25 protein-coding genes and 3 pseudogenes are annotated in these 25,817 nt (G+C 71.7%); 16 read left to right on the top strand and 12 right to left on the bottom strand.

What is annotated here, in order from left to right:
• The first annotated feature begins 26 nt into the window (after nucleotides 1-26).
• Complete coding sequence (locus tag AB0J86_RS26250; RefSeq protein WP_363860264.1) at nucleotides 27-350, top strand: YciI family protein; 324 nt, start codon at nucleotides 27-29, stop codon at nucleotides 348-350.
• Nucleotides 347-1,588 (top strand): DUF6596 domain-containing protein, encoded by a 1,242-nt coding sequence (locus tag AB0J86_RS26245; protein WP_363860263.1) that lies wholly within the window; start codon nucleotides 347-349, stop codon nucleotides 1,586-1,588. The genes AB0J86_RS26250 and AB0J86_RS26245 overlap by 4 nt, the downstream gene beginning before the upstream one ends.
• Nucleotides 1,589-1,714: 126 nt before the next feature.
• On the opposite strand, the gene AB0J86_RS26240 is transcribed toward AB0J86_RS26245, so the two are convergent.
• The 3 genes from AB0J86_RS26240 to AB0J86_RS26230 form a co-directional block, all read right to left on the bottom strand.
• On the bottom strand, nucleotides 1,715-2,203 hold the full coding sequence (locus tag AB0J86_RS26240) for a MarR family transcriptional regulator (RefSeq protein WP_363860262.1): 489 nt from the start codon (nucleotides 2,201-2,203) through the stop codon (nucleotides 1,715-1,717).
• 8 nt (nucleotides 2,204-2,211) lie between these two features.
• Complete coding sequence (locus tag AB0J86_RS26235) at nucleotides 2,212-3,459, bottom strand: NAD(P)/FAD-dependent oxidoreductase (protein WP_363860261.1); 1,248 nt, start codon at nucleotides 3,457-3,459, stop codon at nucleotides 2,212-2,214.
• Nucleotides 3,460-3,629: 170 nt separating this feature from the next.
• Nucleotides 3,630-4,679 carry a hypothetical protein gene (locus AB0J86_RS26230; protein WP_363860260.1) on the bottom strand — a complete coding sequence of 350 codons (1,050 nt, stop codon included), beginning with the start codon at nucleotides 4,677-4,679 and terminating at the stop codon, nucleotides 3,630-3,632.
• Between the two features lie 101 nt (nucleotides 4,680-4,780).
• Here AB0J86_RS26230 and AB0J86_RS26225 point away from each other — a divergent pair, with 101 nt between their 5' ends.
• The 3 genes from AB0J86_RS26225 to AB0J86_RS26215 all read left to right on the top strand — a co-directional run bounded on the left by AB0J86_RS26225 (nucleotide 4,781) and on the right by AB0J86_RS26215 (nucleotide 6,872).
• Nucleotides 4,781-5,278: a VOC family protein gene (locus AB0J86_RS26225; protein WP_363860259.1), complete on the top strand. Its 498-nt coding sequence runs from the start codon at nucleotides 4,781-4,783 to the stop codon at nucleotides 5,276-5,278.
• Between the two features lie 140 nt (nucleotides 5,279-5,418).
• A complete protein-coding gene (locus AB0J86_RS26220; protein WP_363860258.1) occupies nucleotides 5,419-6,093 on the top strand; it encodes a uridylate kinase in 675 nt (224 codons plus the stop codon).
• Between the two features lie 179 nt (nucleotides 6,094-6,272).
• The gene (locus tag AB0J86_RS26215; RefSeq protein ID WP_363860257.1) at nucleotides 6,273-6,872 is read left to right on the top strand and encodes a helix-turn-helix transcriptional regulator; all 600 of its coding nucleotides are present in this window, start codon (nucleotides 6,273-6,275) and stop codon (nucleotides 6,870-6,872) included.
• Between the two features lie 43 nt (nucleotides 6,873-6,915).
• Here the strand turns inward: AB0J86_RS26215 and AB0J86_RS26210 are convergent.
• A pseudogene (locus tag AB0J86_RS26210) lies at nucleotides 6,916-7,557 on the bottom strand (LysR family substrate-binding domain-containing protein); the annotation flags it as partial.
• A 154-nt stretch (nucleotides 7,558-7,711) separates the two neighbouring features.
• A pseudogene (locus AB0J86_RS26205) lies at nucleotides 7,712-7,852 on the bottom strand (LysR family transcriptional regulator); the annotation flags it as partial.
• A 72-nt stretch (nucleotides 7,853-7,924) separates the two neighbouring features.
• Here AB0J86_RS26205 and AB0J86_RS26200 point away from each other — a divergent pair.
• From AB0J86_RS26200 to AB0J86_RS26170, 7 genes and pseudogenes are all read left to right on the top strand, one after another.
• Nucleotides 7,925-8,341 carry a RidA family protein gene (locus AB0J86_RS26200; RefSeq protein WP_363860325.1) on the top strand — a complete coding sequence of 139 codons (417 nt, stop codon included), beginning with the start codon at nucleotides 7,925-7,927 and terminating at the stop codon, nucleotides 8,339-8,341.
• Entirely contained in the window at nucleotides 8,328-9,422 is a 1,095-nt protein-coding gene (locus AB0J86_RS26195) for a dipeptide epimerase (protein ID WP_363860256.1), read from the top strand. Before AB0J86_RS26200 ends, AB0J86_RS26195 begins: the two co-directional genes overlap by 14 nt.
• Before the next feature lie 155 nt (nucleotides 9,423-9,577).
• Nucleotides 9,578-10,147, top strand: coding sequence for a TetR/AcrR family transcriptional regulator (locus tag AB0J86_RS26190; RefSeq protein WP_363860255.1), 570 nt, complete (start codon nucleotides 9,578-9,580; stop codon nucleotides 10,145-10,147).
• A gap of 5 nt (nucleotides 10,148-10,152) precedes the next feature.
• The gene (locus AB0J86_RS26185) at nucleotides 10,153-11,301 is read left to right on the top strand and encodes a TDT family transporter (protein ID WP_363860324.1); all 1,149 of its coding nucleotides are present in this window, start codon (nucleotides 10,153-10,155) and stop codon (nucleotides 11,299-11,301) included.
• 178 nt (nucleotides 11,302-11,479) lie between these two features.
• Nucleotides 11,480-12,028, top strand: a complete 549-nt coding sequence (locus tag AB0J86_RS26180; protein WP_363860254.1) for a nucleotidyltransferase family protein — start codon at nucleotides 11,480-11,482, stop codon at nucleotides 12,026-12,028.
• Between the two features lie 125 nt (nucleotides 12,029-12,153).
• A pseudogene (locus tag AB0J86_RS26175) lies at nucleotides 12,154-12,591 on the top strand (inositol monophosphatase family protein); the annotation flags it as partial.
• 251 nt (nucleotides 12,592-12,842) lie between these two features.
• Nucleotides 12,843-13,448: a short chain dehydrogenase gene (locus AB0J86_RS26170; protein WP_363860253.1), complete on the top strand. Its 606-nt coding sequence runs from the start codon at nucleotides 12,843-12,845 to the stop codon at nucleotides 13,446-13,448.
• Between the two features lie 116 nt (nucleotides 13,449-13,564).
• Here the strand turns inward: AB0J86_RS26170 and AB0J86_RS26165 are convergent, their stop codons facing one another.
• Nucleotides 13,565-15,529, bottom strand: coding sequence for a hypothetical protein (locus AB0J86_RS26165; protein WP_363860252.1), 1,965 nt, complete (start codon nucleotides 15,527-15,529; stop codon nucleotides 13,565-13,567).
• A 70-nt stretch (nucleotides 15,530-15,599) separates the two neighbouring features.
• On the bottom strand, nucleotides 15,600-16,205 hold the full coding sequence (locus AB0J86_RS26160; protein WP_363860251.1) for a macro domain-containing protein: 606 nt from the start codon (nucleotides 16,203-16,205) through the stop codon (nucleotides 15,600-15,602).
• Here AB0J86_RS26160 and AB0J86_RS26155 point away from each other — a divergent pair.
• Nucleotides 16,204-16,578: an STAS domain-containing protein gene (locus tag AB0J86_RS26155; protein WP_363860250.1), complete on the top strand. Its 375-nt coding sequence runs from the start codon at nucleotides 16,204-16,206 to the stop codon at nucleotides 16,576-16,578. The genes AB0J86_RS26160 and AB0J86_RS26155 overlap by 2 nt on opposite strands.
• Here AB0J86_RS26155 and AB0J86_RS26150 read toward each other — a convergent pair.
• A complete protein-coding gene (locus AB0J86_RS26150) occupies nucleotides 16,492-17,469 on the bottom strand; it encodes a sigma-70 family RNA polymerase sigma factor (RefSeq protein WP_363860249.1) in 978 nt (325 codons plus the stop codon). The two genes, AB0J86_RS26155 and AB0J86_RS26150, sit on opposite strands and share 87 nt — an antisense overlap.
• 140 nt (nucleotides 17,470-17,609) lie before the next feature.
• Here AB0J86_RS26150 and AB0J86_RS26145 point away from each other — a divergent pair, with 140 nt between their 5' ends.
• Nucleotides 17,610-18,440 carry an alpha/beta fold hydrolase gene (locus tag AB0J86_RS26145; protein ID WP_363860248.1) on the top strand — a complete coding sequence of 277 codons (831 nt, stop codon included), beginning with the start codon at nucleotides 17,610-17,612 and terminating at the stop codon, nucleotides 18,438-18,440.
• Nucleotides 18,441-18,698: 258 nt separating this feature from the next.
• On the opposite strand, the gene AB0J86_RS26140 is transcribed toward AB0J86_RS26145, so the two are convergent.
• Together AB0J86_RS26140 and AB0J86_RS26135 are read right to left on the bottom strand one after the other, a co-directional pair.
• Nucleotides 18,699-19,403: a TMEM175 family protein gene (locus tag AB0J86_RS26140; protein WP_363860247.1), complete on the bottom strand. Its 705-nt coding sequence runs from the start codon at nucleotides 19,401-19,403 to the stop codon at nucleotides 18,699-18,701.
• 100 nt (nucleotides 19,404-19,503) lie between these two features.
• Nucleotides 19,504-20,733, bottom strand: coding sequence for an alpha/beta fold hydrolase (locus AB0J86_RS26135; RefSeq protein WP_363860246.1), 1,230 nt, complete (start codon nucleotides 20,731-20,733; stop codon nucleotides 19,504-19,506).
• Between the two features lie 511 nt (nucleotides 20,734-21,244).
• On the opposite strand from AB0J86_RS26135, the gene AB0J86_RS26130 reads away from it, so the two are divergent.
• Nucleotides 21,245-22,720 (top strand): endo-1,4-beta-xylanase, encoded by a 1,476-nt coding sequence (locus AB0J86_RS26130; RefSeq protein WP_363860245.1) that lies wholly within the window; start codon nucleotides 21,245-21,247, stop codon nucleotides 22,718-22,720.
• A gap of 158 nt (nucleotides 22,721-22,878) precedes the next feature.
• Here the strand turns inward: AB0J86_RS26130 and AB0J86_RS26125 are convergent, their stop codons facing one another.
• Together AB0J86_RS26125 and AB0J86_RS26120 are read right to left on the bottom strand one after the other, a co-directional pair.
• Complete coding sequence (locus AB0J86_RS26125; protein WP_363860244.1) at nucleotides 22,879-23,643, bottom strand: hypothetical protein; 765 nt, start codon at nucleotides 23,641-23,643, stop codon at nucleotides 22,879-22,881.
• Nucleotides 23,640-24,341, bottom strand: coding sequence for an ATP-binding cassette domain-containing protein (locus AB0J86_RS26120; protein WP_363860243.1), 702 nt, complete (start codon nucleotides 24,339-24,341; stop codon nucleotides 23,640-23,642). Before AB0J86_RS26120 ends, AB0J86_RS26125 begins: the two co-directional genes overlap by 4 nt.
• Before the next feature lie 89 nt (nucleotides 24,342-24,430).
• On the opposite strand from AB0J86_RS26120, the gene AB0J86_RS26115 reads away from it, so the two are divergent.
• A complete protein-coding gene (locus tag AB0J86_RS26115; RefSeq protein ID WP_363860242.1) occupies nucleotides 24,431-25,771 on the top strand; it encodes a histidine kinase in 1,341 nt (446 codons plus the stop codon).
• Nucleotides 25,772-25,817: the final 46 nt, after the last annotated feature.

Genomic DNA, 25,817 nt, shown 5'->3' with positions numbered 1-25,817 from the left:
CTGACACCATCGGAGATGATCTTCAGATGCGGTACCTGATTTCCGTAATCCACGACCAGGCCAGCCTCGCCACCCCGGACGAGGGCGCCGCGATCGACGTGTTCAACGAGCGGCTCCAGGCCGAGGGCAACTGGGTCTTCGCCGGCGGGCTCGCCGCGCCCGACACGGCCACCGTCATCGACAACCGGGGCGAGGAGACGCTGGTCACCGACGGGCCCTTCCTGGAGTCCAAGGAGTACCTCGCCGGCTTCTGGATCGTCGAGGCCCCCGACCTCGACGTGGCGCTCAAGCTCGCCGCCGCCGGGTCGAGGGCCTGCAACCGGAAGACCGAGGTACGGCCGTTCCTGTGAACAGGCACGACGTCCGCGAGGCGGTCACCCGGGCCCACCACGAGGAGTGGGCCCGGGTGGTCGCCGCCCTGACCAGGCGGTTCGGGGATCTCGACATCGCCGAGGAGGCGGCGGCCGAGGCGTTCGCGACCGCCGTCGAGCGGTGGCCGACCGACGGCGTACCCCCCAACCCCGGCGCCTGGCTGACCACCACCGCCAACCGCAAGGCCATCGACCGGATCCGGCGCGAGAACAAGCGCGACGACAAGCACAGGGAGGCTCAGCTGGTGTACGACAACACCCCACCCGAGCCTCTCGGCGCCATCGACGACGACCGGCTGCGGCTGATCTTCACCTGCTGTCACCCGGCACTGGCGATGGAAGCCCGCGTGGCGCTGACGCTGCGCATGCTCGGCGGGCTGACCGTGCCCGAGATCGCCCGCGCCTTCCTGGTGCGGGAGAGCACCCTGGAGCAACGGATCACCCGCGCGAAGACCAAGATCAAGGCGGCTCGGATCCCGTATCGCGTGCCGTCCGCCGAGGACCTGCCGGCCCGCGTCTCCGGCGTACTCGCCGTGCTGTATCTCGTCTTCAACGAGGGCTACCTGGCGACCGGCCCCGACGCCGACCCCGTACGTCACGAACTGACCGCCGAGGCGATCAGGCTCGCCCGCCTGATCCGCGCGCTCCTGCCGCGGCACGGAGAGGTGGCCGGGCTGCTGGCGCTGATGCTGCTCACCGAGGCCCGCCGCGCCGCCCGGGTCTCGGCCGGCGGCGAACTGGTCACCCTCGACGAGCAGGACCGTGGGGCGTGGGACAGGGCGCTGATCGCCGAGGGGCACCGGCTCGTGCGCGAGCGCCTCGCGGCTGCCGCCGCCGGGGTGGCTCCGGGCCGCTACCAGCTCCTCGCCGCGATCAACGCCGTGCACACCTCCGCCCGCGACATCCGCGACACCGACTGGTCGCAGGTCGTCGCCCTCTACGACCAACTCGTCCGCCTCGACCCCTCGCCGATCGTCGCCCTCAACCGGGCCATCGCGGTCGCCGAGCTCGACGGACCGGAGGTGGCGCTGGCGACCGTCGACCGGCTTGAGGACGAGCTGGCCGGCTATCACGCCTACCACGCGACCCGCGCCGACCTGCTGCGCCGGCTGGGCCGAAGTCAGCAGTCACGCGCGGCCTACGACCGGGCCATCAGGCTGGCCGGCAACACCGCCCAGACCGCCAACCTGACCCGCCGCCGCGACCAGCTGCGGTAGCGCCCACGTTTCCCGATCGAAGCCCGCGCGCGGCGGCGGCCGGCCCTGACGCAGGGCGACCGGGAGCGCGACGGCACGGGCGCCGATGTGCGCGGGAGGGTGCCGGGTCAGCCACGCGACCGGGCCTCATGCGGACCGCTGCGCGGTGTCGCCGCTGCGGAGGCGGTCCAATTCGGCGAGGTACATCGCCTGCATGCGGCCAAAGTGCCGGACCAGCAGCATGATCTCCTCGACGCTGTAGCCCTCGATGAGCCGTTCCGCCCGCTCGGCGAACCGCTCGTACGGGCGCTCCAACTCGGCGATCCGCTCCGGCCGCAGCGTGACGATCACCCGCCGCCGGTCCGCCGGATCGCGTTCGGCCGTGACGTAGCCGGCCTGCTGGAGCCGGCGGAGCATGCTGGTCACGGCCCCGGTGGTGAGGTTGGTGCGCTCGGCGACCTGCCCCGCGGTGGCGGACCCGACGTCCGCCAGGAAGTCCAGGCACTCCAGGTCGCTCACGGTGAGGCCCAGCCGGTCCGCGATGGCGTACCGGAACACCATGGACAGCCGCGAGGTCTCCCGCCCGGCGCGCATGAGGTCGGCGATCGCGGAGGCACGGTCCGGCTCGTGGGACATGCCCGCAATCATGCCTCCGGTACGGTGACCCGGTGCAGGCGCGGTAGCACGCGGGTCAGCACCCAGTGCGGCGCGGCCGCGCCCCCGGTGAGGCGGCGCATCAGCCCGGCGGCGGTGTCGACGGCGCGGAAGGCGTAGGGCACCATTTCGTCCTGGTAGCCGGCGATCGCCTCCTCCACCGGCATGCCGCTCGCCCGGGCCTCGACGAGCCTGTGGCCGAGCAGAGCGGCGTCGCGGAGCGCGGTGTTGCCGCCGTGCGCGCCGAACGGCGGCATGACGTGCACGGCGTCGCCCATCATCGTCGCCCGGGGCACCGCCCACCGTCGCGGGCGCCGGCCGGTGGCGAAGAGGTTGAGCACCGTGGCGTCCAGATCGGCGGTGTCGACCAGCCGCCGGACGAGCGGGTGGAAGTCCGTGCTCATCCGCGCGGCCAGCTCCCGCAGCGCCAGCACGTTCCCGCGGATGCCGATGGGCACCTCCTCCTGCCGGAGCAGCAGCCCCCACATGACGTAGTCGTCGCCGGTGGGCGCATAGCTGCCCGGAGCCAGGCGCGCGAACGCCTCCCGCGGGCTCTCGCCGAACCGCATGGAGGTGAAGAAGAAGGCGCGGCTCGGCCGGTCGGCGATGGCCAGGACCCCGCTGGTACGCAGCGCGTCCGGAATGACGCTCTCGCCGTTGCGCCGCAGCGGCGACCGGCCGTAGATGCCCGCCATCGGGGTGTTCGCCGGCCCGGCGTCCGGCATGATCTGCTCGCGCAGCGCCGAGCCGACGCCGTCCGCGCCCACGACGACGGTCGCCGCGACGGCCCCGCCGTCGGTGAACCGCAGCCGCGGCCCGGCCGGGCCGCCGCTGTCCACCGCGACGGCGGCCTTGCCGTAGTGGATGCGTCCGTCCAGCCCGGACATCAGGATCGACCGCAGGGTCAACCGGTCGACCTGGCGGGTCGCGTACGGCTCGTCCTTGAAGGTGATGGTGAATGCGTCCCGCAGTCGGCTGTCGGTGAAGCGCAGGCGCCCGCCGGGTTCGTCGCCCGTGGTCAGCGCCAGGCGGTACAGCGGGCGGGGCAGGCTCTCGCGCAGCGCCTCCAGCCCGTACCGGTCGAGGATGATCCGGTAGCCCTGCTGCCGGACGAAGGGGCCCGGGTCCCGCTCGTAGACGTGCACGTCGATGCCGGCGCGCAGCAGGTACTGGGCGAGGCAGAGGCCGGAGAGGCCGGCGCCGGCGATTGCCACCGAGAAGTCAGTCGATATGTCCATGCAGTTATCTTATTGACTAAGATGTTTTGGGCAAGGCCGCCGGCGTGTCAGGCCGGCGCCCGGCCCCGCCCGACGCCTCCAGCCGTGCGAGGCGCGGATAGCGGCAAACCGTCCACCGGACGTTAAAGGTGCGTCATTACGAGCAGCGATCACGATGAGGACGGCGGCGGTCAGTTCCATCCCGTGGCGTTGCAGGCAACGGTCTGGCAGTCCTCGCAGATGAAGAGGCTGCGCCAGCCGTCGCCGTACTCGCGGATCTGGTTCTCGACCGTGACGACGTGGAACATCAGCCGCCCGCAGGAGCGGCAGGACGGGTTGGTGTAGAGCCCGATCGGCGGGCCGCCGGCGGTGCCGACGACACCAGGAGTGAGCTGGATGTGCCCGTTGCAATATACGAGGTCGGCGTCGTAGCACCGAAGTTCCACCGAGCCCAGCCCGGTATCGGGGGCCTCCAGTAAGCGGTAGGTCTCCTGCTCCGCGGGTGAGGGCGGTTCGTCGTACGTGATGGCCTCACTGTGGTAGCGGCCGTAGTCGTCGATGCCCGCGTGGAGAGTCCACGAACACCCTGCCCGTATCCCGACGAGGTGTACCCGGTCGGCCGGCCAGGCTGGCAGGCCCGGCACGTCGGTGTGGCGCAGCGACAGGTAGTGCCAGGAGATCGGGGTGGTCGAGGGGCGCTGTGCTACCTGGTCGACCGGCAGGCCCACCGGGTGATCGACGGCAGCGAGTTCTCCCGGCTTGTCGATGGGGGCGAGGAAAACGGCGCGGCGGTGGGGCGAGAAGCGGTTTCGTGCTGGTCCTGTGGGTGGCACCCAGATTCCGCAGAGTTCGTACTCTTCGCGGTCTCCACCGTGGCGTACATCGTCCGCGATCGCGTCCAGGGCGGCGGCGCTGCCGATCGCGGCGAGCGCCCAGGCGTCGCGGAATGACCGGTGCTGACGCAGCCTTCGCGCCAGGTGCTCCACGCATTGATCCGGCGCGCCGCCCAACAGCAGGCACTGGTCCTCGAAGTTGACGTCGAACCGTTCCAGCATGTTGGTGATGACTGCTTCCTGGTACGGCCGGAACAGCTCCGGCCGAGTGCCCGCGAGGAAGGCGAGGTGGTCACCGAGCCCTCGGGTGTCCGAGTCGGGCCGTTGGAGGAGTTCCATCAGCGCGGCAACATCGTCCGGGGTGTCTACCGGCAGCGGTGCCATACCCGTCACGGGCCGGATCGGCATCGCGGCAAAATATCACCTCGAAATCAAGACGACCGGCTCCGGATGCCGATTGCCGTCGTAGCGGTCAAAACCTGGCCGGTATTGCTGCCAGGATTCCTGACATGAACAGTGAGATCCTGCTTCCGCAGCGGTCGGTTCCCCACGCCGGTGCCGTCCTCAACCCGTTCGTGATCGTGGATGACGCGGCCGGCCTCGTCACCTTCGTATCCGAGGTCTTCGGGGTCCAAGAGGCCACCGAGGCGAGGACGCCGCTGCCCGATGGCAAGCTGATCCATGCCCAGCTACGTCTCGGTAACGTCGATCTGATGATCGCCGATCGGCTCGACGGCTGGCCACCGCGACCCGGTCTGCTCCAGGTATGGGTTCGCGACGTGGCGACGGTGCTGCGGCGCGCCAATGGTCACGGCGCCACTACCGTCACCGAACCAACCCCGTTCTACGGTGAGTCGACCCTCGGGAGGATGCTCGACCCTTGGCAGAACGTTTGGTGGCTCTGGGCGCCGGCTCCGGGCCAGCCCGATCCGACGCCCCACTGGGACGGCGGCCCAGACGTTGTCTTCACCACGCTGGACAATGCCCTCAAGTCGTTGACGACCTGAACCGAGCCGCACCGTTCTTCGGTCACGTCCGAGGGGCAACCGAGCGGCTCGGCGCAGACTTCCAGAAGGAAACGCGGGTACAGGAAGCGGTCCTCGGGTTTCCCGTGGGTGGTAGCCCGAGGGGTAGGACGAGGCAGGACATGGAGCGAGGCACCCGCGAGGAGATGCTCGACCGCCTGGCTGAGGCGGTCGGATCCGTCACGGTCACACACCCGACGCGGGTTGCCATCGACGGACCGCCCGCCGCCGGCAAGACCACGCTCGCCGACGAGCTGGCCGCCGTCCTGCGCACCCGGGGCCGAGACGTCATCCGCGCGACAATCGACGATTTCCTCTTCCCCCGCGCGCGGCGCTACCCGCGCGGGGAGTACTCGGCCGAAGGCTGCTACTTCGACGCTCACGACTACGACACGCTGAACCGGGTTCTTCTCGATCCGCTCGGCCCGTCTGGAGATCGGCGCTTTCAACCCGCGGTCTACGACCGTACGGCGGATATCGTGCTCTCCCCGCCGGTCACGACTGCCCCCGCCGACGCCGTGCTGGTCTTCGACGGCGTCTTCCTCCTGCGCCCGGAACTGATCGGCCGGTGGGAACTGCGCGTCTTCGTGTCGACCGCGCTGGACAAGACCGTCGATCGTGCCGTGATCCGCGAGCGCCGGGTGTCATCTCGGGCCGAGGTCGAACGACGCTGGCACGAGCGTTACATCCCCTCCCAACGGCTCTACTTCGCTACGGTCCGCCCGACCGAGCACGTCGACATCGTCGTGCACAACGACGAGCCCCGGCAACCGGTCTGGGCGACCCGTACACGCTGATCGCCAGCCTCACCAGTGTTCAACTGCTGGATCAATTGTTCTTCCGCACTCGCTGACGGCCGCTCGGTACGTGCTGCGGCTGTCCGGGCCGGAGCCGGCCAGCACTCGCTGTGCCGCCGGTGTTCGGCGACTACCCTGCAACGATGCATCTCGCTGGCCGTACGCTCAGCCCCGCAGTCTTGACAGCGTTGACCTATTGGCCCGGGATCGTGCACGCAGAGCGGCCGGAACCGGTCGACCTCGCGATCCTGCCGCCGTTCTTCAACGACCTGCTGGGCGAACTTCCCTGGTGGAACACTGCCTGGCGGGTCACGCAGGTCGAACCGGCCTATCCGCGCGAGGTCGCCAGCAATCATGACCGGCAGAAGAACCGGTTCACCGAGGTCTCCGTACCAGGGACGCTCGGTGGCGATGCCGGGCAAGAGCTGGCGTTCTCCGCGCGGGTCCGTTTCGAGGGTGATCGGCTGCTGCGGTTCCAGGCGAAGATCGGGGACATGGTTGTCGGTCCAGCACTGGCGGAGGCCGGCCGCCCGGATCCGCACCCGTTCGGCGCCGTACTGCGCAAACTGATGGACAACCGCGGGGTCTCAGTGGGGGAACTGGCCAGGAAGACGTTTCGCGCCATGGCGACCATCAATGCGGCGCGAACCGGATCGCACAACCCGCACCCCGTCCTGGTCCGGGAGATCGCTCGCGCCTTGGACATACCGGAGGCGGACCTGGCCGCGATAGCCGGCGTCGACGAAACGGATGGCGATCCCCGGACCGCAGCCAGCTAGCCTCATCGGTCAGCTCGCCACGAAGGTCCGACCCGCGCGCGATCTACCGGGGTCGCGCGCCGTCGGCCAGGCGGTTGGCGCTGTCCGGCGGAGCTTGGCTGACGGTCGCCAGCAGGTGTTCGACCAAAGGGTTCCGGTCGTCCTTGCGCCAGGCGACGGCGACCCGCGTACGGGCGGTGCCGGGCTCGACCCTGCGGAAGGCCACGCCTCTGAGGCGGATGCGTCGGATACTCGCCGGCGCCAGCGAGACGCCCAGGCCGGCTTCCACGAGCGCGCACACGGTCTGCCACTCCACCGCGTGCTGACCTATCCGTGGCGTGAAGCCCGCCGCGGTGCAGAGGCCGGTGATCTGGTCGTACAGCTGCGGGCCGGCCGCGCGGGGCAGCAGCACGAAGGGCGCGTCCGCCAGCTGGGCGAGCCGTACGGTCCGTTGGGCGGCCAGCGGATGGGTGGCCGGCAGCACGGCCACGAAGGGCTCGCTGAGTATCGTCCGGAATCCGAGTTCCGCGTCGGCGGGAGGTTCGCGCAGCAGGCCGATGTCGATGCTCCTGTCGTACAGGGCGGTGAACTGCGGCGCGGTGGTCATTTCCCGGATGTCCAGCTGCACGTCGGGGAAGCGCTGCCCGAAGGTGCGCAGCAGGTCGGGCAGGACGGTCAGGGCGAGGGAGGCGGCGAAACCGATCCGTAGGCGGCCCGGCGTGGCCGCTGCCGACGGCCCGGGCCGCGGCCAGGCCGGCCGCGAGGTCGGCGAGTGCCCGCCGCGCGGCGGGCAGCAGTTCCCGGCCGGCGGGGGTGAGCGTGACCCGTCCCGGTTCGCGGCTGAACAGCGCGTGGCCGACCCTCTCCTCCAGGCGGCGGATCTGCTGGCTCAGCGGCGGCTGGGCGATGCCCAGCTGCGCGGCGGCGCGGCCGAAGTGGAGTTCCTCGGCGAGCACGACGAACGCGTGCAGTTGCGGGAGGGGGAGTTCGGGGCGCGCCATACGCCTAGAGATATCACGGCATGCCCGAGGGTGTATTGGACGTATCAGCGCCGCGCACCTAGCGTTCGGCAGATGAGAGAGCGACGCGCGATCCTCAGCGGCTCGACCTTCGAGGAGCAGATCGGCTATGCCCGTGCCGTCGTGGACGGCGACTGGGTGCACGTGTCCGGGACGACCGGGTTCGACTACACCACCATGACGATCTCCGACGACGTGGTGGAGCAGGCCGAGCAGTGTCTGCGCAACATCGAGGCCGCGCTCACCGAGGCGGAGTGCACCTTCGCCGACGTGGTGCGGGTGCGCTACCTGCTGCCCGACCGCGACGATTTCGAGCCGTGCTGGCCGGTCCTGCGCCGCTGCTTCGGCGACGTCCGGCCGGCCGCCACGATGCTCGTGTGCGGCCTCGCCGACCCTCGGATGAGGATCGAGATAGAGGTGTACGCGCGGCGGGCGCGGGCCGGCAGGGGGGATACCCGTGACAATTCGTGAGGTCCGTACCCACCGGCTCGTGGCTCCGCTGCACACGCCGTTCGTGACCGCGCTGGCCCGGCTCACGACCGTCTCCACCGTCGTGGTGGAGATCGTCGACGATGACGGTCGGTCCGGCTTCGGTGAGGCCCCGGAGGTGTGGACGGTGACCGGGTCCTCGCTGGCCAGCGCCGAGGCGTGCGTCGCCCAGATCTTCGGGCCGCTGCTGGTCGGGCGGGCGGCCGAGGACCTGGTCGAGAACTGCCGGTCGGTCGCCGCGGCGGTGATCGGCAACGAGTCGGCGAAGGCCGCGGTCGACGTCGCACTGCACGACCTGGCGGCCCGCCGGATCGGGGTACCGCTGGCCCACCTGCTCGGCGGCGCCCGACTCGCCGTGCCGACCGACGTGACGGTCTCCGCCGGTGATGCCGGCGGCCTGGCCGACGCCGCCGCGCGACGGGTCGGGGAGGGCTACCGCGTGCTGAAGGTGAAGGTGGGGACCGACGCCGACGGTGACGTGGCCCGGGTCGCGGCGGTCCGGGCGGCGGCGGGCCCCGATGTCGAGATCCGGGTCGACGCCAACCAGGGGTGGACCCCGCGGGAGGCGGTACGGGTCATCCGCGCGCTGGAGGAGTCGGGCGCCGGGGTGGCGTTCGTCGAACAGCCCGTGCACCACCGGGACCTCGATGGCCTGGCGTGGGTCAGCGACCGGGTCGAGACTCCGATCATGGCCGACGAGGCGGTCTTCGGCGTCGCCGATCTGGTCGAGGTGATCCGCCGCCGGGCGGCCGACATGGTGAACGTCAAACTGGCCAAGTCCGGCGGCCTCCGGTCGGCCCGTACCCTGCTGGAACTCGCCGAGGCCCAGCAGTTGGGCACCATGGTGGGATGCATGCTGGAGACCGAGATCGGCGTCGGGGCGGCGGCCAGCCTCGTGGCGGCGTACGGCACCAGCGTGGTCAGCGACCTGGACGCGGTCTGGTGGCTCGCGCGTGGCGCCGTGACCGGGGGCATGCGCTACGAGGGCGCGACGGTCGTGCTGCCCGAGACCCCGGGCCTGGGGGTCACCGGCGTCGCCCCCGTCGGCGGGCCGGTCACATGACGGTCGCCCGGGCCGCTGCGATCAGCTCGGCCCGGGCTGATCGCCGACCTCGGACAGGGCCACTACTTCGCCTGATCAAGAGCTTGGCCCGGCGGAGCGGTCGCCGGTGCGACCGCATATTTGACCTGGAGGTCAAATATGCCTAGGTTGAGCTCATGGGACGACCCGCGAAGTTCGAGCCGGCCGCCGCCGTCGGGATGGCCATGGATGTCTTCTGGCGCCAGGGGTACGGGGCCACCAGCCCACAGGGCCTCGCCGACGAGCTGGGTATCGGCAAGGGCAGCCTGTACAACACGTTCGACAGCAAGCACAACCTGTTCACCCAGGCATTACTCGCCTACAGCTCGTTGCGCGCCACGGCTCTCGTCGAGCTCCTGGACGAGCCCGGCCCGGTACGGTCGAGGCTGCGGGCTGTCGTCGAGGAGATGACCGGTTTCGGCGACCACCGGCGCGGCTGCCTGGTGGTGAACGCGATCGGCGAACTCGCCGAGACCGACGCGGCGGTCACCGAGATCGGCAACGCCCTCTTCGACCGGATCGAGGAAGCCTTCCGTGCCACCATCGCGTACGGGCGCTCCACGGGCGAGCTGACCGGCCACCAGCCCCCCGCCGACGCCGCGAGCGGCCTGCTGGCCACGATCATCGGTACCAGCGTCCTGGTCCGGGCCGGCGGCACCAGCGAACGCGTGCAACGCATCGTGGACTCCGCCATCGAGGCCCTGTGACCAGGATGTTCGATGCCGTGACACGCCGCGGCGGTGCCCGAGCCGTTTCGACCGAGGGTGACGCGGACCAAGAGCTTCGCTACCTTGCCCCTTCTCGGCGACCCACGGCGAACGGCGCGGGTCGTCCGCTGCTCAGCCCCAGCTGGTTCGCGGCCGTGATGGGCACCGGGATCGTCGCCAACGCGGCCGCCACCCTGCCCCGAAGCTTCCCCGGGCTGCGAACCGCCGCCACGGTCGTCTGGTTGGCGGCCGGCCTCCTGCTTGTCGTACTGATGGTCGGCTACGTCCGGCAGCGGGTGCTGCGGCTGCACGCCGCCGATCCGATACAGGCTCAATTCTTCGGCGCACCGGCCGTGGCGCTGCTCACGGTGGGTGCCGGGGCGCTGCAATTCGGTCAACCGGTGATCGGGTCGCGGGCCGCGCTGGATCTGGGCGGCGCGCTGTGGGCGCTTGGTACCGCACTCGGCCTCGCCACGGCCTGTGCGGTGCCGTATCTCATGGTCACCCGGCATCGCTTCGCGCCGGACGCGGCGTTCGGTGGCTGGCTGATGCCGGTGGTACCACCGTTGGTCTCGGCCACCACGGGCGCGCTGCTCGTCCCGCACGCGCCCGTTGGGCAGTTACGGCTGGCTCTGCTGCTCAGCTGCTACGCGTTGTTCGGGCTCGGGCTGATTGCGGTGCTGCTGGTGCTGGCCATGGTCTACAGCCGGCTGGTGCACCACGACGCGCCCACCGGCGCGATGGTGCCCACGGTGTGGATCGGTCTGGGGGCTCTCGGCCAGGTCGTGACGGGGCTGGGTGCGCTGGCCACGGCGGCGCCAGACGCGCTCCCCGCGCCGTACGCCAAGGGCGCGGCAGTCCTCGCGCTGCTGGGCGGAGTTGCGGTGTGGGGCTTCGCCATGTTGTGGCTGGCACTCGCGGTGGGATTGACCGTACGGGAGTTCCGGGCGGGGCTGTCCTTCGCGCCCAGCTGGTGGTCCTTCATCTTCCCCCTCGGGGCCCTCGTGACCGCCACCGCCGCCACCGCCGCCCGTAGCCATTCCCAGCTGTTCATCTGGCCCACCGTCGTCCTCTACGCGCTGCTCGTCGCCGCCTGGGTCGTGGTGGCCTGCCGCTCCCTGCGGCACGCCGCCGCGCACGCGATCGGACGGTGACCCGCGCCGGGCGTCCTTCCGGAACGCCGGTATTGGCGATGCCGACCGGCTCGCCCCGTCGTCATGTCGACGGTTGGCGACGGCGCGACGGCGGCCGGGCATCCCCCGAGAAGCCGCCCTCGGCCGTCGCCTCGCCGACGGTGCGTACGTCCGCTGGTCTAGGGTCCCCTGGGTGGTCATGAGCGCGCAGGACGTGGTGGGCGTCATCGAGTCGGACCCGGGAGCGATGAGAGTCCTTCGGGCTGCGGCCGGCCTTGGACTACCGGACTGGTGGATCGGTGCCGGCTTCGTACGCAACCGTGTCTGGGACGCGATCAGCGGCCTTCCGGTCTCGCCGGAGCGCGACGTGGATGTCGCCTACTTCGACCCGGCGCGGCGGGACCCACGCGAGGACGCACGCGCCGAGGCCCAGGCCGTGGCGGCCCTGCCCGGGGTGCCGTGGGAGATTCGTAATCAGGCGCGGATGCACCTGCGCAATGGCGAGAGGCCCTACACGTCGACCCTGGACGCGATCTCGCGATGGCCCGAAACGGCAACGTGCGTCGCGGTCACGTTACGGGGCGGCGGTGTTCGCCTGGTCGCCTGCCATGGGCTGGCCGACCTCGTGGGAATGGTTGTCCGCCCGTCTCCGGCCTTCGACAACGCGGCGGGCCGCGTGGAGGTGCAACGCCGCGTGGAGGTCAAGGGATGGCTCGACCGATGGGCCGGACTGCGGCTGGAGATCTAGGCCAAGCTCCGTGGGTCGGCTCTGTCGGCGGTGCTGTCGCGCGAGCGCGGCTCACGGTGGATCCAGCAGCCCGTCCTGCTCGTACGGTCCCCGTGCTCGGTCCCGGCGACGTCTATGGTTGCGTCATGTCGATCACTGACCAGGCCCTGGTCGTCGAGGCGGCGGCAGCCGGAGCCGCGGTCGTCCGTGCGCACTACGGATCATCGTTGACACGCTTTCAGAAGACCGCCGGCGACTTCGCCACCACGGCGGACGTCGAGGCCGAGAAGGCCATCCTCGACGTCCTGCGTACGGCGCGTCCGGACGACGTGGTGCTGGCCGAGGAGAGCGGCCGCACCGGTCTCGACGGGAACGGACGCATGTGGCTTGTCGACCCGTTGTGCGGAACATTGAACTACGCCGCGCGAAGCCAACTGGCCTGCGTCAACGTCGCGTTACGAACCGGGACGCGCGTTGCCGTGGCGGCTTCGGCGGACCCGTTCACCGGCGAGCTGTTCTGGACCGACGGCATCGCTGCCTACGTGCGCAGCGGTGGTGTGGACGAGCGACTCGTCCCGTCGGCCCAGGTCTGAGCCGGTATCAGGTGACCTTCCTCGGCGACGACAGGAAGTGGCGCGGCAACCCTGTGTCCGCATCCATGCCATCAGGTTATGGCTACAGGTATTGGACGGTCGCGACGGGGTGATCAAGGATCGACCACGCCAGCGGTAACAACGACGCGAGCGGAACCTATGAGCGACAGGACCGCGAAGGTCGACACCATCAACGGTCAGCCGTGGCGACACCGGCCCTGACTCCCGAAAGGAAAACCACGATGAGAATCGTCGTCGTCGGCGGCGCCGGCACCATCGGACGTCGACTGGTGCCCGCACTGCGATCCCGCGGTCACGACGTCGTCGTGGCCGGCCGCACCTCGGGCGACGTGCACGTCGACCTCACCGCACCCGCCAGCATCGAGGGCATGTACCAGGAGGTCGGGACAGTCGACGGCGTCGTCAGCATCGCCGCGCACGGGGCGCTCGACGAGTTCACGACACTGACACCGGACGCGTTGCTCGAGAACATGCGAGCCAAGTTCTTCGGGCAGGTCGATCTGGTCCTCACCGGCCAGCACTACTGCACTGACCGTGCCTCCTTCACCCTGACTTCCGGCATCTTCGCCGACCACGCATGGCCGCACGTCACTGGCGGCGGCGTCATCAGTGGCGCGTTGCACAGCTTTGTACTGTCGGCCGCGATCGAGCTACCACGGGCCATGCGGATCAACGTCGTCAGCCCCACGATGGTCGCCGACTCCGTCGACGCCTTCGCCGAACAGTTCCCCGGCATGCGTCCGGTGCCGATGGACCAGCTCGTCGACCACTACCTGCGTTGCGTCGAAGGCGACGACAACGGCCGCATCATCCGCGCGTACGGCTAGGCCGTGTCCTGCCTGGCGCGGTCTTCAACCTGCGGTTGGGCGGCATCGACCCCTACCGGACCTTACCGGCGCGGCGGCGACCAGGAGACCGGGGGCGCCCGGTTGGCGGGTACGGGTCAGACCGGGCCGGCCAGCACTGTCGCGGCGGCGCGCAGTCGCTCGTCCTCCGCGAACACCCGCCAGCCGCCGAAGTACGACAGCCGTCGTGGGCTGTCCCGCACCGCCCGGGCTATCGGGACGGCCGGTGCGGCGGGCGCGCCGATCCGGGCCAGTCGCTCCAGAGCGTTGATCATCACCGGTAGACAGCGTGCCTCGGAGAGCGGCCGTACGACCTCGGTGAGCACCGGTACCGCCACCGCCGGGTCGCCGGTGATCCGACAGTGCGCGTAGGCGGCCTCGACGCGTACCCAGTCGTCGCCGGAGCCGGCGAGCTGCCGCACCCGTTCCGCCATGCCGGCCGCGAGCCGTTCCAGCTCTCCCAGTTCCCGCAGCGTCTCGTGGCGCGGGTCGGCGTCGAGCCGGCGCGCCAACACGGAGAGCGCCACCGCCGGGTCGCCGGTGACCCGCCAGTGCGCCCAGGCGGCCGCCGGAGCCTCGGCGCGGCGTCGCAGGGCCGGCGCCGTCTCCGCTGCCGCCGGGCCGATCCCGCCGAGTGCTCTCGCCGCCGACCCACCGACCTCGTCGTGGTCGAGCAGCGGCAGCAGCAGCGGTACCGCCGGCGCGGACGCCGCACCCCACGCGCCCAGCAGCCGGCACAGGGAATGGGCCAGGCCGGAATTGTCCGCGTCGGCCAACCGGGGCAACACGTACGGCAGCAGGTGGGCGGCGTGCGCGCGCAGCGGGGCCAGCACCTCGTCGACGCTCGGCAGCCAGAACCCGGGCCAGGTGCCCGCGGCGGACATGTACTCGGGATTCTGTGCGAAACCCAGACGAGGGCCGCCCAGCCGGTCCGCGATCGCGGGTAGGCAGCGCGGATCGCCCAATCGGGCGAGCGCCCACACCGCGCCGTCGCCGACCGTGACCTGCCGTCGGGAGTCCCGCAGGGCGGCGTCCGTGACCAGCTCGGCGAGCCGACCGGCCGCCGGTGCGCTGGCGTCGGGCACGCAACCCAGGAGGTACGCCGCGCGAAAGCGAACCTCGGCCTCGTCGTCGGACAACCTTTCGATCAGGAAGTCGAGCAGCGCCGGGGCGACCGCCCGCCATTCGGCGAGCAGGTCGGCGGCCTGCGCCAGACCGGCGATCCGCTCGTCATGGTCCGAGTCGCGGGCGACGGCGAGGGCGAAACTCGTCGCGCGCGCCGGGTCACGGCGCATGAGCTGTCCGGTCGCGTTCGCGATCACCTGCCGCGAACCGCCGCCGAACCACGCGGAGTCCTGCCAGCCGGCCGCGTCGTCGTGCCGGATCGCGGCAACCGCCTCGGCGAGGCGGCTCGGCGGCAGCTCCGGTTCGGACCCGGCGAGAGCGTGCAGGGCGGCGAGGGCCAGTTGGGTGTCGGCGTTGGTTTCCGAATCGAGGAGGGCGTGCAGCTCGGAGCGGACGTCGGCGGCGCCGGGATCGCGGGCGAGCAGGTCGCCGAAGGCGAGCGCCAGATCCCAACGGGTGACCCGGTCCTGCTCGGCCCGCCAGCGCTGCCACATCGCCGAGAGAACCGGCTCGTGCGGCAGCCCGGCGCGGCTCACCAGCCAGGTTGCCTCGCGGCGCACCCGCGGGTCCGGATCGGCGAGCAGCGACAGCATCCGCGGGACCTCCCGCTCGACCGTCTCCGGCCAGTCCGGGTCGACGACGCGAGCCTGGACGATCGACGCCTCGTGGACGAAGCGGCCAATCAAGGCGACGACCACGGCGCGATGGTGGGCGGCCGTGCCGGTCGCCAGGTCCACCAGGAACGGCAGTGCGGCGGAAGCCGCCGGGCAGATCCAGCCGCCCTGGTGGTAGAGCAGGTTGTCCAACTCGTCGAGGGCCTCCCCGGCCTGGTCCGCGTCGTCCTCGGCGCACCGGCGCAGCAGCGCGGGCACCTGCGCGGCGTCGCCGTAGTTGTGTCTCAGCCGCTTCCACGGAACCCGATCAAGCTCGTCCCACACCTGGAAAACCCTTCATCTCGGCGGCCGCCCGCGCCCGGTTCGGCCCGTCGACCGCGTGTTCGGTGGGCGCTCAGTCGTGGTCGTAGACCGTGGTGGCGATGCCGCGCTCGGACAGCGCCGCGACCACCAGCGGTTCGATCCGTTCCCAGCGGCCGCCGGCCAGACCGCAGCCGATGCGCGGCATGTGGACGGAGGCGGAGAGCCGGAGCGCGTGCTCGGCGACGGCGCGCAGGCAGCGCTCGACGGCGTCGTACCGGATCGGCGGCCCGCCGCTGCCGGTACGGATGCCGCGCTGGGCGACCATGTTGGCGACCCAGGTGTCGGGGCGGACCTGGACCAACTGGGTGGCGCCGAGGCCGAAGTCGTTGCCGGCCCGCTCACGGTGCCACCGCCGATAGGCGCTTTCGGGCTCCGGCCAGCGGCGGGAGATCGCCAGGACGAAGCCCTTGCCCCACCCGCCGAGGTCGTTGCAGACGTGCGCGACGATCTTCGGCCCCTTCGCCTGCGGGCTGGTCGCGTCGCCCCTGACGATCCGCAGCGGTACCACGCGGCGGATGCTGCCATCGCCGGCACCCGCCGTCGAGCCGGTTTCGCCGCGCCGCGCCGGATGGTCGACATCCCCCGGATCCGCGTCCACGGCGGTGAGTTTCCGGGCCGCGGATGGTCCCCATTCCATGAGCGTGGTCTCCTTCTCCGTCGGTGCGACCGTCCGGCGCGCCGACATCCCTCTCCTCTGCGCCCGACTCGCCGAATCGCTCCGCGGTCGCGACGGTGCCGCCGGTGACCTCGTGGTCTGCGACGTGGCGGACGTCGCCGTGCCCGACGCGGTGACGGTCGAGGCGCTGGCCCGGCTGCGGCTGACCGCGTCGCGGTACGGCCGCAGGCTGGTCGTCGGCGGCGCCGGAGCGGATGTGCGCCGGCTCGTGCGCCTGTTCGGGCTCGCCGAGGCGCTACCCGAGGCGTCAGTCGAGGCGGGCGGGCAGCCCGAACAGCGGGAACAGGCGGGCGGTGTCGAGGAAGTTGTTGACGGCCGTGATCTGTCCGCCTGACACCTCCAGCACGATCAACGCCCACGGTTCGTGCCCCGAGCCGCCGGCGGCGGGCCGGTACTGCCCGAACGCCGGCCGGCCGCTGGCCGCGACCGGCACCAGGCGGGAGCCGCGGCAGCCGTTGCCCGTACCGGCCATCCAGGCGCTGATCTCCGCCGGACCGCGCAGCCAGAGCGGCAGCGGCGGCATGGAGAGCGTCGCCTCGTCGTGCAGCAGCGCCGTGAGCGCGTCGAGGTCGTACGCCTCGAAGGCCCGTACGTAGCGCGCGAGCAGCGCCTTCTGCTCCTCGTCGGTCGGCTCGCGGAGGGCGGCGGCGGTGTCGGCGGCCGCGAGCGTGGCCCGGGCGCGCTGGAGGGCGCTGTTGACGCTGGCCACCGACGTGGCGAGCAGGTCGGCCACCTCCTGGGCCGACCAGGCCAGCACCTCCCGCAGGATCAGCACGGCCCGCTGCCGGGGCGGCAGGTGCTGCAACGCGGCGACGAACGCCAGCCGGATCGACTCGCGCTCGGCGACCAGGTTGGCCGGGTCGTTCCCCTCCGGCAGCACCCGGCTGTCCGGCACCGGGCCGACCCAGATCTCGTCGGGACGCGGCTCGCCCGGGTCGGTGGCCAGACCTGACCCGGCCGGGCCGAGATCCATCGGCCGGACCCGCCGCTGGGCGCTGGACAGCATGGTCAGGCAGACATTGGTCGCGATCCGGTACAGCCAGGACCGCAGCGCCGAGCGGCCCTCGAAGCGCTCGTGGCCGCGCCAGGCGCGGACCATGGTCTCCTGCACCGCGTCCTCCGCCTCGAAGGCGGACCCCAGCATCCGGTAGCAGTAGCCGGTCAGCTCCCGCCGGTACTCCTCCAGCTGGGTCTCGATCGTTATCTCCGTCGCCACATCGCTCACCCGGTGACCGTAGCGGGGACCTCCGACAACGCGGGAAAAAAATTGGTACCGCCGGCGGCGATGAGTTTCCGGTGCTCGCCCGGTCAACACCAGCGTCCAGCACATCGGGAAGACGACATCGGGAAGACGAAGGAGTCATCATGACCGCGACGGAGTGGACCGCCGACACCGCCGGCTCGGGTTCGTACGCCGAGGTGAACGGGATCAACCTGTACTACGAGACGTACGGGGCGGGGCGCCCGATGATCCTGCTGCACGGGGGACTCGGCTCGGGGGAGATGTTCGGGCCCATCCTGCCCACCCTGGCCGACCACCACCAGGTCATCGCCGTCGACCTGCAGGGGCACGGCCGGACCGCCGACGTCGACCGGCCGCTCGACATGAGGACGATGGCCGACGACGTCGCCGCGCTCGTCGACCACCTCGGGCTGGAGAAGCCGGACGTGGTCGGCTACTCCCTCGGCGGCGGGGTGGCGCTCCACGTCGCGATCCGCCACCCGGAGAAGGTCGGGCGCGTGGTGGCGGCCTCGGCCCACATCCGCCGCGACGCCATCTACCCGGAGATGCTGCAGCAGCAGGGCCAGGTGAGCGCGGCGGCGGCCGAGTTCATGAAGGGCACCCCGATGTACGAGCTGTACCAGCGGGTGGCGCCCCGTCCCGAGGACTTCCCGAAGCTGCTCGACAAGATCGGCGAGGCGATGGCGAAGGACTTCGACCTCACCGAGGAGGTGCGCGGCCTGCGGGTGCCGACGCTGCTGGTCGCCGCCGACGCCGACATGGCGCCGCCGAGCCACTTCACCGAGGCGTTCAAGCTGCTCGACGGCGGTCTGCGCGACGGGGGCTGGATGGGCGAGGGGCGGCCGAAGGGCGGCCACGCGCTGGCGATCCTGCCCGGCCTCACGCACTACAACCTCTTCGCCTCCCCGCTCTTCGCGGCCGTGACGCTCGCCTTCCTCGACCAGGCGGACTGACCCGCCGAGCCCACCCCGTTCGCCCCGCCCGGCGGTACCGCCCGCAACGCTGCCTCCGCACGGCACCGCGGTTCGGTACCCGCCGGGCGGGCCGATCGGGTCCGGGATCAGGGGCAGTGCTCGAACGGGCTCTCGTACCACTGGCTGCCGTAGGAACCGCCCCACATGATGCACTTGCCCGGGGCCTCGACCTTGACCGGGGCCGGCGGCGGGGCCGGGTGGCGGGACCCGGTGACGCCCGGTCGCGGGGCCGGCCCCTCAGTCCCGGGAACCGCGCTCGCGGGCGCGTCTCAGGCTGGGGATCTCGCCCTTGATCGGCAGCCAGTAGAACGGGATGAACGCCGCGATCACCACCACGCCGGCGAAGGGGTTCAGCACGCCCACGCCGGTGCCGGCGGCGATCCACAGCGGCGCGGGGCGGAACCGTCGGCTGATCGCCCGCGCCCCGGCCGGGTCGATCGTGGGGGCGAGCAGGCGGCGGCCGTGGCGGGCGTACTCCCAGATCACGTTGAAGAGCACGGCCGCCATCCCGTACGAGAGTCCGTACAGCACGACGGCGGTCCGCTCGCCGTGCCCGGACCTGAACGCCGAGGAGAGGACCGCCGCGACGAACGGCAGGAACGCGATCTGCATCAGCAGCAGCGTGTTGAACAGCAGCACCAGCCGGTCCGCCGACCGCATGTGGTCGAACATCACGTGGTGGTTCACCCACATCTGCCCGATGAGCAGGAAGGTCAGCACGTAGGCCGCGTACGAGGGCCAGAGTTCGAGCAGTCCGTGCAGGAGCCGGCGGGTGTCCTCCGGTGGGCGGATCTCCAGTACGAGCAGCGTGACGGCGATGGCGATGACACCGTCGCTGAACGCGGTCACCCGCCGCGGATCCCGTTCCGCGCCGACCGGCCGGCTGGTCCTGGTCGCGTCCTCCGCGGCCGGCCCGCTCCCGCCCACCCGGAACCAGCGCATCAGCTTCCCGTCCCCAGCCTCGCGTCACCCGCCGGGCGGCCTTTCCCGCCCTCGTCCGCGACAAACCGAACGTCCGGGGCCCGCGGGCCAGGCGCCGACGTCAGGGGCGCATCCAACGGTCCAGCCAGCCGAACGCCTCGTCCTGCATCTCCGTTCCGAAGACGTGGCCCACTCCCGGCCAGGTCGTCGTCCGTAGCCGGGCGTCGGCCCGCTGCGAGCGCCAGACGGCGCGCAGCTTCGCGTACGCCCCGGCGGTGCCGGCGGGGGTGAACAGCGGGTCCAGCTCGCCGCCGAGGAAGAACGCCGGTCGCGGCGCGGCGATGCTCGCCACGTCGGGGATGTCGAGGTGCTGGTAGAGGCCCGGGTGCAGCATGAAGAACGCCGACTGGCCGCGCAGCGTGTTGTTGCCGACCACCATCATCTCCTTGAGGGTGGTCATCCAGCAGACCGAGACCACGGCCGACACGTGCGGCGAGAGCGCCGCCGTCTGCCAGGCCCGGTAGCCGCCCATGGAGAAGCCCAGCGTGGCGATCCGGTCCCGGTCCACCTCGGGCAGGCTCCGCAGCAGCCGTACCGCCCGGACGTCCTCGCGGGCCACCAGTCCGGCCAGCGAGGAGCCGAGGTTGAAGAGGTTGCTGGCCAGCGCCTGCTGCGCCTCGTACGTGAGGCCGGACCGGTCGCCCCAGCCGAAGGCGTCGACGGCGAGGACGGCGTACCCGCGGGCCGCGAGTTCGTCGCCGAGGAAGCGGCCACCGAAGTACCGGGCGGACCAGTCCCGTGCGGAGGCGAGCCGGGCCTCGTCGTACCAGGGGCGGATCAGCTTCTCCTTGCCGATGTCGAACCGGGAACCGTGGTCGTGCAGGAGGAGCACCGCCGGGAACGGGCCGCGCCCGTGCGGCAGCAGCATGGTGGCCCGTACCCGACTGTGCCGGGTCACGTCGAAGAGCAGGCTGCGCTGGCGGTACCCGTCGGCCGGTCGCTCGTCCACGACCTCGACCCGTAGCGGCGTGTCGTCCGGCGGCTGCCGGAGGAACTCCTCGACGGTGGCCGCGGCCGTACGCCGCCAGGAACGGAAGTCCCGAATGCGGGAGTTGCCCCAGGCGAGCGGGTAGTCCAGCTCCGCCTTGAGCCGTTCGAAGAAGACCGGCAGGTTGCCCTCGACCACGGCGGGCGACTCAACCGCCGGTCCTGGCGCCCCGGCGGGTACCGCACCCGGCGCCGCCGCCGTCGGGTCGGTGCCCACTCCGGGCGCCTCCCCGACGGGCTCGCCGGGGAGGCGCGAGTGCATCAGGGCCAGCGCGGGCAGCGCCGCCAACGCACGCCTTTTCATCGACGCCCCTCTCTGCCGAGGTGGCGCCATGCTAGGCGGCGCGGACCGCGGCGGTCAAGCGAGAAGCCCCTGGGGCAAGCCCTTTCCCCGGCTAGCCGTAGAGCAGTTCGATGTCGAGTTCGGTGACCTTGTCGACGCCGGCGCGGGGGATTCCGCGGGTCGAGGTACCCGCGCGCGTCGGAGACCGGAAGTTTCGGACAGTATCCGCGCCGCGGGGCGCTGGTGCCAGGGCCGACCGATCGCCCGCACGTTGCCCCTGGCCGTTGAACATACTGCTAGACGAGGTGTCGCGAGGCGTCCAAGGATCACCGCACCGCTGTCACGCTCCGGAAGTATTCCGGAAACTATTGTTTCAAGACCGTTGCCGTGCCAGCATGACTTGACATCGAAGTCCATCGTTCATTGGTCCGGGTCGTGCGATCCATCGACTCCCCCTCGCGCGCGAGGCGGCTGCGGTCCACCACGCGTGGTGCTCGGCGGCCGGGACGCAGAACCGAGGAAGGAGGCCATCGTGGCAACCAGTTCTCCCGCCCCCTCCGGCTCGTCGCGGAGCCGGTCGTTGCGGGTCCGGCTGCTGACCGGCGGTGCCGTCGCCGCCGTCGCGGCAATGGGTGTGGTGACGGTGATTTCGGCCGCGAACGCCGCGGCGAGCACCCTCGGCGCGGCGGCCGCGCAGTCGGGCCGGTACTTCGGCACGGCGATCGCGGCCGGCCGGCTCGGCGACTCGACGTACACGACGATCGCCGGGCGCGAGTTCAACATGGTGACCGCCGAGAACGAGATGAAGCCGGACGCGACGCAGCCCCAGCGGGGGCAGTTCAACTTCAGCTCCGGCGACCAGATCTACAACTGGGCGACCCAGCGTGGCATGCGGGTCCGCGGCCACACCCTCGCGTGGCACGCGCAGCAACCGGGCTGGATGCAGTCCCTCAGCGGCAGCAGCCTGCGCCAGGCGATGATCGATCACATCAACGGTGTCATGGCCCACTACAGGGGCAAACTCCCCTACTGGGACGTGGTCAACGAGGCATTCAACGAGGACGGCAGCCGCCGCCAGTCCAATCTGCAGGGCACCGGCAACGACTGGATCGAGGTGGCGTTCCGCACCGCCCGCACCGCCGACCCGTCGGTCAAGCTGTGCTACAACGACTACAACATCGAGAACTGGAGCTACGGCAAGACGCAGGGCGTGTACAACATGATCCGGGACTTCAAGTCCCGCGGCGTACCGATCGACTGCGTCGGCCTGCAGACCCACTTCACCGGCGGCAGCTCGCTGCCGGGCAACTTCCAGACCACACTGTCGAGCTTCGCCGCCCTGGGCGTGGACGTGGCCCTGACCGAGGTCGACGTCACCAACGCGTCCACCACGCAGTACGCCGGGCTGACCCAGGCCTGCCTCAACGTGCCCCGCTGCGTCGGCATCACCGTGTGGGGCGTACGCGACAGCGACTCCTGGCGCTCCGGGGAGAGCCCGCTGCTGTTCGACGGCGGTGGCAACAAGAAGGCCGCGTACACCTCGGTGCTCAACGCCCTCAATGCCGCCGGCCCGACGACGACGCCCTCGGTCACCCCGAGCGGCGGCACCCCGTCATCCTCGCCCACGCCGGGCGGAGCGAACCGGATCGTCGGCGCCCAGTCGGGCAGGTGTATCGACGTGCCGAACGCGTCACAGACCAACGGCACGCGGGTGCAGCTCTACGACTGCAACGGCCAGACCAACCAGGCGTGGACCCTCACGTCGAGCAGGCAGCTGACCGTCTACGGCAACATGTGCCTGGACGCCGCCGGGTCCGGCAACGCCTCGGCCGTGCAGATCTACAGCTGCAACGGGCAGGCCAACCAGCAGTGGAATGTCAACTCCAACGGAACCATCACCGGTGTGCAGTCCGGACGCTGCCTGGACGTCTGGGGCACGGGCAACGGCCAGCAGGTCCAGATCTACGACTGCAACGGGCAGGCCAACCAGCGATTCAGCCTGGCCTGACCCCGACGCGCCGAACGCGGTGTGGCGGCTTGCCGCCACACCGCTTCGCGTACTGGACACGCGGGTTCGCGTACCCGGCACGTAGGCCCACCAACATTGCGACGCGACGTGGGGCCGGCCCACGAGTCGCACCGGCGGGAGCAGCCGTCGATCCGTTCCTACCCGTCCCGGCGGCGCTGGGCGAGGTAGCCGGCCAGCAGGGCGGCTGCCGCCCACGCCGCGACCAGCGCCATCCCGCTCCACGGCCCGTACGCCCGGGCCCAGCGCGGGTCGTCGGGCGGGCCGGCCAGGTGCAGGATCACCCAGGAGCCCTGGTCGGGGAGGAACTGGGTGACGGTCCTGATCTTCGGGATGTTGCCCAGCCCCTGCGAGCCGAGGAAGAACAGCGGCAGCAGCACGCAGAGCGAGACGGTGGCGCTGCGCAGCAGGGTGGTCAGCCCCGCCGCGAAGAGCCCAACGAGCACCAGGTAGAGCCAGGCGCCCACGACGGCCTGGGCCGCCCCCGGATGATCGAGGCCGACGCGGCGGGACCCGAGCCCGGCCTGGGCCGCGGCGAAGGTGGCCGGGACCAGGACCGCAGCGGCGACCGCGAGCACGAGCCCGATCGTCGCGAGCTGGGCGGCGTACCGCACGCCACGACGCGGTACGGCGCGGAGCGCCCACCGGATCGTCCCCGACGAGTAGTCGGCGCCGACCGCGAAGACGGCGAAGGCCACGATCGCCAGCTGGCCGAGGGTGAGGCTGTAGAAGGTCGGGAAGAGCGGGTCGAACGGTGACGCGTTGTCGGGGTCGCGCCCGAGGGAGAGGCCGGCGAAATATCCGAGGCCGGCGCAGAGCGCCAGCGCCAGCAGCAGGGTCCAGGCGGTGGAGCGTACGGTGCGCAGCTTCGTCCACTCGGCCCGCACCAGGTCCGCGACGGTCATCGGGCACCCCCGACCCGGTTCAGGAAGGCCTCCTCGAGCGAGCCGGCCGCGCCGACGAACTCCCGGATCTCGGCGTCGGCCACCAGCCGCCCGCCCGAGATCACGACCAGGTGGTCCGCGGTGAGCGCCGTCTCGGTCATCAGGTGGCTGGAGATCAGCACCGCGCGACCCTCGCCGGCCAGGCGCCGCAGCAGGTCCCGCAGCCAGCGGACCCCGGCCGGGTCGAGCCCGTTGAGCGGCTCGTCGAGCAGCAGGATGGGCGGGTCGCCGAGGAGCGCCGCGGCCAGGCCGAGCCGCTGGGTCATGCCGAGCGAGAAGGTCTTCACCCGCCTGCCGGCCACGTTTGCGAGGTCTACCAGGTCGAGCACCTCGCGTACCCGGGCGGGGCCGATCCGGTGGGTCTGCGCCAACCACAGCAGGTGGTGGTACGCGCTGCGCCCGCCGTGCGCGTCCCGGGCCTCCAGCAGCGCGCCGACCTCGCGCAGCGGGTGGCGTAGCGCGGCGTACCGCCGTCCGTTGATCCGGACCGTGCCCCCGGTGGGGCGGTCGAGGTCGAGCATCATCCGTAGGGTGGTGGACTTGCCGGCGCCGTTCGGGCCGAGGAAGCCGGTGACCAGCCCCGGCCGTACGGCGAACGAGAGCCGGTCCACGGCGAGCGTGGCGCCGTACCGCTTGCTCAACTCGTGCACTTCGATCACGCCGTCAGGTTAGGGACGCGTACCCGGGGCACACAGTCCTCGAAAGTTGTCCGTCCTGGTCATCCGGGGTTGACGCGTACCCTGTCGGCATGACTCGAAGCCCGCTCGGCGCGGTGGCGGTCGGCGCCGACTGCGTGCTGCTGCTGGCGGCGCACCGGGGCTGGTGGGTCCTGGTCTTCGCGGTGCTCGCGGCGGCGACCGTGGCACTGGAGCGGCGGTGGCCGGTGGCGGCGTTCGTGGTCGTGCTGGCGCTGGCGGCCTGGACGGGGATGGGCTTCGCGCTGCTGCTCTGGGGCTCGTACCGGGCCGGGCTCGACCTCGGTACGCCGCCGCGGTTGCTGGTCACGACCGGTGCCACCGCCGGTGCCCTCGCCACCCAGCTGGCCCTGCGTGCCGCGCCGACGAACCAGGTCGGCCTCTTCGTCATCTTCGTGGTCCTGCCGCTGCTGGTCGGGCGCTACCTCGCCCAGCACCATCGCCTGCTGGAGACGCTGCGGCAACACAACCTCGACCTGCGCCGCAACCAGGAGCTGCTGGCCGACCGCGAGCGACTGCGCGAGCGCCTGCGGATCGCCCGGGACGTGCACGACGCGCTGGGGCACCGGTTGAGCCTGGTCTCCGTGCAGGCCGCCACCCTGGAGGTGGCCGACCTGCCGGCCCGGTCGCGGGAGACGGTACGGCAACTGGCCGGGTCCGCCCGCCAGGCCATGGACGAGCTGCACGAGCTGGTCGGCGCCCTACGCGGCGCGGAACCCGGTGCGGTCGAGACCGGTGACGACCGGTCACCGGGCCTCGACGCGGTCGACGGGCTGGTCGCCGGCTTCGCCGCGGCCGGGGTACCGGTCACGCTGGTGCGCCAGGGCGGGGTCGGGACGCTCGGCGGTGCGGCCGAGCGGGCGGCGTACCGGCTGGTCGAGGAGGGGCTGACGAACGCCAGCAAGCACGCACCGGGCCAACCCGTGACCGTGTCGCTGACCTGGGAGGGCGAGACGCTGATCGTGACCGTGACGAATCCGCTGCCACCGGCCGGCGGGTCGGCGCGGTCGGCGGGCGGGTCGGTGGCGGGCGCACTCGGCGGGTCGGCGCGGCCGGCGGGCCCGGCGGCGGGGGCGGGCGGTCTCGGGCACGGCCTGGCCGGGCTGCGGGAGCGGGTCGAGCTGGCGGGTGGGGTGCTGGCCACCCGCCGCAGCGACGCCGAGGGGTTCCGGCTCTTCGCGATGCTGCCGGCAGCGGCAGCGGCAGCGGCGGTGGAGGAGGAGGCCGGGCCGGACAGCGCGGTGCTGGCCGGCGCGGGTCCGGGCGGCGCGGCGGCGGACGGGGTCTTCGCGCGACCGGCCGGCCGGGCGCCGGCGAGCGTGCTGGGCTGGTTGGTGGCCGGGATCATCTTCGGCGTCCTGCCCGCCCTGACGCTGCTGGGGCCGGCGCGATGAATGGGACCGGCGCGCGTGGGACCGGCGCGATGAATGGGACGGGCGC

The sequence above is a fragment of the Micromonospora sp. NPDC049559 genome (assembly GCF_040676675.1).
Lineage (GTDB): Bacteria > Actinomycetota > Actinomycetes > Mycobacteriales > Micromonosporaceae > JBFAPK01.
The sequence above is the reverse complement of the archived record's forward strand: the minus strand, read 5'-3'. Positions and strand labels throughout refer to the sequence as shown.